This is a genomic window from Catonella sp. (assembly GCF_052169795.1).
Classification (GTDB): domain Bacteria; phylum Bacillota; class Clostridia; order Lachnospirales; family Lachnospiraceae; genus Catonella.
This window is the reverse complement of record NZ_JBQNBU010000082.1, coordinates 1-8614: the sequence shown is the minus strand read 5'-3', so window position 1 is coordinate 8614 and position 8614 is coordinate 1. Positions and strand designations below refer to the sequence as shown.

Sequence of the window (8614 nt, the reverse complement as noted above, 5' to 3'; positions counted from 1 at the left end):
GGCATTGCATAACCTCCTTGTGCCTGATTCATCCCGTTAACTTCAGAATCAGGTGATGCTTGCACTCCCATTAATGAATTTTGTCCTTGTTGTATTTCCGGAACTGAGGACTGTACTACCGAATTCTTTTGTGATTGTCCCTGTGTAACTTGTGGTTGTAATGGTTGCAGCTGCTGTGTATGCTCTTTTTTATTTATTTCTTTTTGCCCAATTTTTTTTTTATTTACTCCATTTTTATTTGTTTCTTTTTGCTCACCCCCCTTTAAATTTCCAATTTCTTTTAATTTATTGGCAGTAATAAAAAAGATTACATTTCGCCCCATAGGTTCAACATACATACTTATTCTTAAAACTGTATCTTCACCCTTTAATTCAGCTCTGTATTTATTTGTCTTACCATTATCATCATTCCCATGTCCCACCAAAGAACAGGGTACTTTATCTCCGGAATCGGCATATACAAAATTATGTCCGGAAGAAAATTCTGCTAAGCTCAATGTAAAATCCAAGTAATATTTTCCATCTATTATAGTCAGTTTACCTTTACTATTCACTACCCCTGAAACCATTCCCTGCCCCGTAGCCATAGACTTTTCACCACCACTATCTTCTACAACTCCAGTAAGTGGATTTTTATAATGTCCTGTTACTGTACAGTTAAAACTTCGTTCTTCTGCAAATGCATTGACATTAAAAGCTAACATCATAACCAATATAGAACATATAAAAATGAAATTATTCCATAATTTTTTTCTCATTCAAACCACCAATTTATAAAAATTTCTTTAAAACAAGCCACAATGCTGCTCCAACCCCTGACATACCACCAGCAATTATACTTGTTACTTTAAAAAGAGTTTTATTTGATTCTTCAGCAGATGCTATTTTATTATTATCATTACGCACATTCGGGTTAGTATAATGATTACTTGCATTATACAGACTCGTATACGGATTCATATACGGATTGGCATATGGATTAGCATATGGATTAGCATATGGATTGGCATATGGATTAGCATACGGATTGGCATACGCAGGATACATATAGCCGCCTTGTAAATACGGATTAACTTGTGAAGCTATGTATTCATTTGAATTTTCCTCTTTTGGTTGAGAAGAAACCGGCACATACTGAGTTATAGTTTTAGGAAGAGAAGAGTTCTGAGCAGACACCTTGGCTAAATTAGCTGCTAAATCATCAATTCTATTTTTAAAATCTTCAAATAATAATTTTTCTTTTGAAACACTTGAATCTTTATTTAATATAACATCGGTATTACCATTTTTATTTAAATTAGCATTTTTATTTAAATTACTATTCTCATTCAAATTAGTATCATTATTTAAATTAGTATTTTCAACTGAATTATTGTTTTCAGTTAATTTACTATTTGAAAGTTCACTTTCTTTGGTAAAATCCGGATCGTAATCATTTGTCTTTACAACACTTAATATATCCAGTTTTGCAAAAACATTCTGACTTCCTGCCCCCTTTGATATTTTATCCATTATCGGAACAAAAACATTTAATGGAACAAATCCATCTTTTCTTGCACTTTCTATCAATTCAACTGTACAGGCTTTAGGATAATCCGTTCCATAAATATCTTTTACATTTTCTCCATCTTTTGTATGATATTCATCAATGTAAGAACTTTGTAAATTTCCCGTTATATCTCCATTATTTAGATTATAAGATGGAGTATAAAATTTTAACTCCCCTAAATATCCGGCTTTTCCTCCTACATTCATAGGATTGAACCTAAGTGTCAAATAATATTTTCCTTTCTCTACACGTAGTTTGGCAACATGATTGATTGAATTATTTGCCATAGAAAGGGATGACTTATCCGTCTTCAACATGGTGACACCTATCTTGTATACACCATCATCTAGTTTCAATTCATTTGTATTGTTTGTAGTTTGGTTTGTAGTTTGGTTTGTAGTTTGGTTTGTAGTAGTTGTTGTTGCTGTAGGAGGTGTACCTTCCTTTTTGGAATTTATAAAAAGATCAACATCATTTGATATTTTACTTAAATTATTAATAGCCAATTCCAATATAGCTTTTTGCGTACCATTTCCTTTACTCAAAGACTCCATAATAGGTACAAAGACTTGGATTGATACCTTTCCTGTACTCATAGCCTCACTTGGTAACGGAAATATTATATCTTTAGGATAATTCGTTCCATACATATCAGATACAACTGTTCCATTTGATATCTGCCTTGATAGTACTTCCGATTTATAAGGAATATTTGAATTCATATTTTCAAAATAATTAAGATAACCAAGATATCCGTACATTCCATTTAAAGCAAGTCCCTTAAATGACAAAATCAGATGTGCCCGTCCGTTTTTTACAGTTATATACATTGTATGCTCTATCGCATCATTTGCCATAGAATATCCATAACCACTAGCTTTTAGTACATTACCTATTACACTATAAACACCATCTGATAATGTAATCCCATTATTTGTATTGCTGCTGTTATTTGTAACTTTAATACCTGAATTGGGATTGGAGTTGTTGCCGGAATTCTGACCTGAATTATTTCCACCTCCCATAAACTTACCGGATTTTATGACATTTGCAAGCCAGTTAGGCACCATTATTTCTTTACCATCTATCGAAAATAATGGAACCATAGTATCATTTGCAGGTATTTTACTTAACTTTAATAAAAGTTCTACATCTCTATCCATCATTACATTGACATACCCGCCCGCCTTAAATGTAAGCTCTTTGCCACTTATCGCATAAGTAGGTATCTCAACAGCCAGTATCTGTGTAGGTATTGGCTTATCTTTCTCCAATCCAAAACCTGTATTTGTTTCTCTCATAGGCTTTAATGGTTTGGTAATAATATCACTCTTTGCTTGATATTTTTTATTTTCATATTCTATATAAAAATTCTTTATTGTTCCGTCCTCTCCCAAATTAGAAAATGCAGGTATCGGATAAGGCACATAAAATTTAAGCTCTGTTACAGCACCTTGAACTTTCATATCTACATTTTTAGCAAACATCACATTAGCCATGCTGTATCGGTCAGGCTGACTTAAATCAAAACATTCCACTTCAATGGTATAATCGCCATTTTCTATAACTGACTTTTGTTCTTTTTGTTGTCTCTTTTCTTCTTTCTCTATCTCTTTTAACAACTTTGCAAATTCTTTAAGTTCCTTAAAAGTATATTTTTTTTCAGTAATATTTTCATTTGATACTTCCTGCTCTTTTTTATCTCCCACCTTTTCCGATAAATCATTTTCTTTTCCTACCTGTCCTGTTGAATCTTGCTCAGTCTTATTCTTTTTCTGATTCTCAAGTATATTAGAATTATCTGTTGTTTTTTCTTTATTTGAAATATTTTCATTCTCATCTTCAGCCGTTGAAACACCTGTACCATTATTAGTATCTTGTATATCCGGTTGCTCAGCTTTTACACATACCAATCCAAGCGAAAAATAAGGTAAGACAAGCATGGAACTGATCATGAATGCACATATTTTTTTTAGAAATATTCTTTTATTTCTCATAAGTTATCTCCATTTGATGTAAATTACAATTCTTGTATGTTAAATCCTATATAATTTTTATATTTATAATATTTTTCGTTACGAGATACAATCCTCCTCATAAAACGGAGGATTGTATCCAATTTTCAAATTACTTAAATTTTACTGTGATATTAAATTTTTTTACATCCATAGGCTTATTATTACTATCAATCACCTTAAAACTATAGTTGCCTTTTTTAGAGCTAATTACCAAACTAACAGCCTTATCGTTTTTAGATAATTTCTTAATAGAATTTCTATTCAAAACTATGTTGCCTACTTTAGATTTTAATTCTATTTTTCGGCAGTCTGAATCCAAAATTCCCTTTAATATATCCTGAGGTAAATATACATTCACCACATCCTTTTTAGAACTTTTAATATTTAATGATAAATTCAATTTTGAATTTTTATCATTAAATTCTAATACTTTTTTCAGTTGCTCATACCCCACTGTAACCAAACCTTTTTTATCCGCCTTAATACCTGTCTTAAGCTTTGTCAGTTTTTTCTGTACAGTATTCGGTTGAGTATTGTTTTCTTTAAGCTTTACATCCTTTTTATCAAGCTTATTGACATCTGCAATATTTTTATCAATGCTATTTTTATAAACAAAATTCTTCGATTCATTGACATTATTATTTTTTGAATCTGTATTTGAATTTTGATTATTTACCACAGGTGAAGTATATGGACGAGGATATTCGTAATATTTATTTTGAGCTATATTTCTTTTGTTAGCTTTATTCTGCTCATCAACTTTATTGTTATTTATTTTAGAATCTGTACTTGATTTATTTGAGTCAGTCCTACCTGATTGTTCTTCCGTAATTTCTTTAACCAAGTTCAAATTCTTTAAAACAATATCCAGCTCAACATTTTTGTTCATCACTACATTTACATAACAACCAGCTCTTAATTTAACATTATTTTTGATAACTTCCTTAGGTAATTTAACTGTCAGTATCTGCATAGGTATCTTATCACCCTTTTTCAGTCCAAAACCTAGCTGAGTTTTCTTTACTTCTTTTAAAGGCTTAGTTGTAATATCGGATACAGCCTCATATTTCTGTCCATTATACATAAGATAAAAATTCTTAACTGACCCTTCTTTTCCAAGTAGTGGGAATTGAGGTACAGGATAAGCTAAATAAAATTTGAGTGTTGCTTCGTTATCCTTTACTTCCACATCTACTTTTTCTGCAAACATAACATTAGCCATGCTTTCATTGGTCTTGTCCTTTTCAAGCATAGTAGCATCCATTGTATAGATTTTACTTATAACTTTTTTGTTGGCAGCTAGCTTATGTTCATTGTTTTCTGCAGGCTTTTTAGATTCTGTATAATTAATTGGCACTGAATAAGGCTCCGATAATACTAACTCACTTCCCATCTCTTTTGAGTTGAATACATAAAGCTTATCATTAACATTATCCAATTCCGGTATCGCAAATGTATTAGATACCCTTCCAAAATATCTTACTATTCCTTTGTTTAAATCTCCTCTAATAACAGCAGCATATAAATTATTGCCGGATACTGTAACATTTCTGCCTTCTGTTTTTGCATCTGTAACAGCAGGTATCGAACTGTCTTTTAATACCATTCGCCACTCATTATCTTTTGTTGGAACTACACTATTCAAGCGACTTATATCGGCCTTATCTGATATAGTCATAAAAATTCTTGACTTATCAAGATTCATGCAAGGGTAAAAATCTACAGATTCTGTAAAGTCTTCATTTCGTCCCAATCCCTCTAGCTTACCTTCTGATTTTACTGCTACTATTTTATTTATATCACAATATTCATTAGCTAGCATAATATTCCTTGTAAGATATATCCTGCCGGTATGCCTGCCGTCATTTGATGCGAAACCGAAATCAAAGTTTTTCATCATATCTAAATCCGCTATAAAAACCTTATCATTCGTCTTAATCCTATCACCGGGATTATTAGATATACCCACTGAATTATCTATCACATCAGCTGTATAAAGTTCACTATCTTTTATAAGATTTTTTTGAATTTCATTGAATTTATTATAAAATTCATCATTTAAATATTTTCTAACATAAGACTGATCCCACCTGATAATTTTATCAGATTTCTGCTTAATCCAAGGTTTATTCTCGGTAAAGTTATCCGCCATTATAAGAAGCCTGCCGGTATCTTCATATTTTTCTGTTTCATAATTCCAGCGGTTACCATTGCTTAACACCTTATATGTATTATTGTTAAACTTAATTTTACTTCCCAGCCAGCCTACGAACATAGCATGAATCCCATCCTCATAGTAGTTAGCCGGAGAGTTTATTCCATCTATACCAAGATTTACAGTATTCCCCTTACCTGCAGCCTTTTTATATTGCAAACTTTCTCTTGCATTCCTTAAATCATTAATATCCTGATCGATTAAATCTTGTGTTAATTCTGAACGATGTGCAGGTTCTAAATCATTCTCGCATTTTTTTACCATATCCACGAATTTCTTAAATGATTCAGGTGTATAATCATCTTTTTTATCCACACTTATTCTAGAATATGTTTGAAAATCATCAGTCTTATATTTATCATTTTTATCAATAGCTATAGATAAAAGTTCAGGCAAAATTCCTTTATGAATTGTTGAGTAATCTAATATCAACTTTGACATCTCTTTTTTACCAAATAAATCTGTAAATTCTGTATTAAATTCTCCACCATCCGGTATGTATGGCAGTTCAAAACTCAATACGCCACTGTAATTATTTTCATTATACTTATATGTTGAATTTATAGTTTCTCCATTTCTTCCTATAACTTTGACATCCCTTACTGCAACTCTGTTTTCATAAGACAGATAACTTTCATAATTTACAGTAAGTACCGGTTTGCCATTTTTTATATCTACTCTTGCCCATTTTTGTACTACTCTGTCAGAACTTGCAGGAGATAAGATAGTTCCATCAGCTACTACATTTAAGAAGAATAAATTCCCATCTATAAAAGGATTGTCAAGTTTTTCACGAATCTGAGCCATAGCTCTTGAAATTGCTACATAACTTTTAGCATAATCTGTATCTTGTTCAGCCTCTTCTAGGGCTTTATCAACAGCTTTCTTAGTATTTGAATAATAAGTCTTTGTAGCCAGTTTCGTTTCTACATCTTTTTTTAATTTCTTAAATGCTGTCTTTACATCTTCACCCTCTTTAATTCCGGAAATCTTAAGAGCCACCTCCTTATCCATAACATTTGAATATATATGCCCCTCATATACTGTCTCTTTTATTTCCGGTAAATCAACTATACATATTGCACTCCTATCAGGCATTAACAGAAACTCTGTTGTTATATTACCCTTTTCTCCTGATTCTCTTAAAATTTTACCTTTCTCATTTGTTAACTGAAGATCTGTAGACCATGCAAGAATATTATTAATAGTCGCCGAAGCAAAATGTAATATCAACTTGTGTTTACCATCTTTAGTTGTCAAGATTTCAGCTTTCTTTTCTATCGTAGGTGCAGACATTGATATAGAACTATAATCCCCGGATTTCACCAGCTCAACATCAACTGTTTTTATCTTAGATATATTTTGGTAATCATCTTGTTTTTTTTCTTTATGAGTTATATCATTAATCTTAGAATCTACCTCTTTTAATTCTACTTCTACTCCGCTATACTTCTTTCTATCAGCAGCAGTTAATTTATTTTCCAATTTAAATTTAATAATACCATAGGTCTTATTTAAAAGTTTTACATACAAAATTTTATCATTTAATACTTCTTTAATACCTGTCAGCCCCTCATCTGTTATTTCAAAGCAATTTGAACCCTCCCAAGTACTTTTTCCTTTCAAACCGACAGAATCCATTGTACCTAAATCTTTACCGTTAATTATAATCTCTGTATTTTTAGCAAAATCCTCCTCATCTTTTTTAGGGAATACAGGTTTTGTTTTCTCTTTTTCGTCATTTTTCGGTTGACTTTTAAAATCAATTCTAAATGTTGCAGTTCCATATATTGTTTCAAGTTTAGTACCAGAATCAATAAAAAGATTGGTAGAATCTTCCAAATCTTCTTCTTTTATATTTAATTTATTCTTTACTTTTTCATCTTTTTTTTCTTCATTAGGCTTGGTCTTTAGATTTTCATTGAATTTCCTGATTTGTTCAGTACTTAACTTATTAGGAAGTTTTTTTGCTTCAGCCACCTTGCCATCTGCATCAAATACTTTTACATTCAACTCAGCATCATTTACAAACTCTTTTATAAAATCTTGCTTTACACTTTCAAAAGCAATACCCCAACCATTTGTTTTGATGATTTCCGCATCTTTAAATTTCCATATTTTTCCATTATTTATCTGTATAGTACCCTTATCTGAAAGTGCTTTGGTATCATTATCATCAAATTCAGTGTTATCCGTATTATAACTTTCAAATTTTAAATTAAATACAACATTTTTCTTTTGGTTATTCCACTCCAAATTACTGAAGTAAGGAGAATTATTAATTACATATTTGCTTTTCTCTTTCGCTATACTATTTACTGCACTCTCCTTTTTAGCCTGATTTGCATGTCCGTCTTTCCCTTTGAATTCTTTAGAAGATGTATCCACATCTTCTTTCCTATCTTGTGCCTGATTTACATTTCCCTGATAACTGACAAATCCATTATCAGCCTTTACAGGAATTGTGGTCATCGTCATAGCCGAAGCTAAACTAACTGACATCAGTCTTGCAAACATCTTTTTGCTTTTCATTACAATCCTTCCTTTCTTCTAAAACATTTAAAAATATATGATAACCAAAGTATTTTATGAATTATCTTTGGTTATACACAGCTTAAAATCTTACTGTATATAAATATTAAAACCTCTTATCTCTGAAAGAAATAAAATAAAAATCAAACTAATTTTGTTAGTTAGAGCTAACCCATTCTTATTGTAACACAAAATACATAAAAGTCAATTTATTTCTATCATTTGGTCGGAACTTAGTAACTATCAAACAGAAATATGAAAAAAAATTTTAACTTTGATGAAAAAAGAAGAAAAATAGCT

At 31.1% G+C, this 8614-nt stretch carries 3 protein-coding genes; all 3 read right to left on the bottom strand.

Translation table 11 applies throughout. The features are described 5' to 3' along the window. The coding region (locus ACTTKP_RS09915; RefSeq protein WP_442553746.1) for a heme-binding Shp domain-containing protein at window positions 1-758 on the bottom strand (758 nt) is incomplete at its 3' end. A 13-nt stretch (window positions 759-771) separates the two neighbouring features. Further along, a complete protein-coding gene (locus ACTTKP_RS09910) occupies window positions 772-3546 on the bottom strand; it encodes an NEAT domain-containing protein (RefSeq protein ID WP_442553745.1) in 2775 nt (924 codons plus the stop codon). A 130-nt stretch (window positions 3547-3676) separates the two neighbouring features. Then, window positions 3677-8314, bottom strand: coding sequence for a DUF6273 domain-containing protein (locus ACTTKP_RS09905; RefSeq protein WP_442553744.1), 4638 nt, complete (start codon window positions 8312-8314; stop codon window positions 3677-3679). Window positions 8315-8614 lie beyond the last annotated feature (300 nt).